Below are 1,568 nucleotides of genomic sequence, written 5' to 3'. Positions count from 1 at the left end.
AGCTTGTCTTTTGCGGCCGGCAAGGTCACGCCGGCGAAATGATGGAATCTGCGGGTAACGCCTGAGGCTTACTTGCGAGCCGCCTGGATTTCAGCAGGCTGGACGATCTGGCCGGTCTGGTTGGACCAGTTGTTCTTGGAGTAGCTGATCACGGCGGCGAGRTCGGTGTCGCTCAGCGCCTTCCAGGAAGGCATGGCGCCACCGGCGGCCCCATTGAGCACGGTCTGGATCTGCTTCTTGTGGTCTGCGTCGAGAACAATCGGCGAGCCGTCCAGCGGCTTGATCGGGCCAGCGCCCTTGCCGTTGGCCTGGTGGCAGGCGGCGCAATTGGCAGCGTACACTTTTTCACCGCGCGCCTTCAGGTCAACCAGCGTCCAGACTTTGGAAGGATCATCCGCCTTGGCTGCGGCTTCCTTGGCCTTGATCGCGACCCATGCACTGTAATCGGCTGCAGACACAACCCTCACATGGATGGGCATGTAGGCGTGTTCCTTGCCGCAGAGTTCCTGGCATTGGCCGTAGAAGTCGCCGACTTGCTCGGCACGGAACCAGGTGTCACGCACAAAACCGGGGATCGCATCCTGCTTGATGCCGAAGGCCGGCACCGCGAAGGCGTGGATCACGTCGCTGGCGGTGGTGATGATGCGGATTTTCTTGTTGACGGGAACAACCAGCGGGTTGTCGACCTTGAGCAGGTAGTTGTCGGGAGCTTCGCCGGCCTTGGGGCCGCCGTTGTCGGACATTTCGCGGTGCGTGTTGTCGAGTGTGGAGACAAAGCCGATGCCTTCGCCTTCGCCCTTGATGTAGTCGTAGCCCCATTTCCACTGGATGCCGGTGGCCTTGATGGTGAGGTCRGCGGCGGTGGTGTCCTTCTGGGCGACCAGCACCTTGGTGGCCGGAAGGGCCATGGCGATCACGATGATGAAGGGGACGATGGTCCAGGCAATTTCAACAGCAGTAGATTCGTGGAAATTGGCCGATTTGTGGCCGACCGACTTGCGGTGCTTGAGGATGGAATAAAACATCACCCCGAAAACAGCCACAAAAATCACGAGGCAGATGGCCATCATGAACCAGTGCAGCCATTGCTGCTCGGCGGCGATTTTGGTGGCAGCCGGATGCAGGTTCAGCTGATTGACGGCCGGGCCGCCCTTCAGGTCGTTGACGGCGTAAGCGGCGGTGCTGACCCAGGCGACCGCAGATGCCAGAATTGCGCCTGCATGCTGCATGCCAAGCCGTGTCATTTTGCTCATGGTGTTGCTTACGTTCATCGTGATCACTTTTTCTGCTTCAATTACCGACCAAATTAACCGGCTGATTATAAAGTTAGCGGCAAGCCCTCCTGCCGCACCTGAACTGACACAAGTCTTTCAGGAACTGTCAAACACTCCGCAACGCCATGCGAATCTCGCGGGCCAGCGCGGGCCGCAGCTCTGGCCGTACATGCCGCCCGACCTGGACAGACCGCCCCTGCCCGGACACCTCAATCAGCGACCCATCCCCATCCTTGGGCTCGATCCGGACCCATTCGCGGTTGAATTCAGCCCGCTCCGTGCGCCCTGCCGTTT

The 1,568-nt window shown here is 60.0% G+C and carries 2 protein-coding genes; both read right to left on the bottom strand.

Going from position 1 to position 1,568, the window contains the following annotated elements:
• Positions 1–68: 68 nt before the first annotated feature.
• Positions 69–1,229 carry a cytochrome c oxidase subunit II gene (gene coxB / locus AC1DWI_RS22580; RefSeq protein ID WP_477725839.1) on the bottom strand — a complete coding sequence of 387 codons (1,161 nt, stop codon included), beginning with the start codon at positions 1,227–1,229 and terminating at the stop codon, positions 69–71.
• Positions 1,230–1,380: 151 nt separating this feature from the next.
• A partial coding sequence (locus AC1DWI_RS22575) for a DUF2244 domain-containing protein (RefSeq protein WP_477725838.1) occupies positions 1,381–1,568 on the bottom strand: 188 nt, incomplete at its 5' end.

Source organism: Polaromonas sp. P3_C2 (assembly GCF_056402675.1).
Note: the sequence above shows the minus strand (reverse complement) of the source record. Positions and strands in the feature narration are given on the sequence as shown.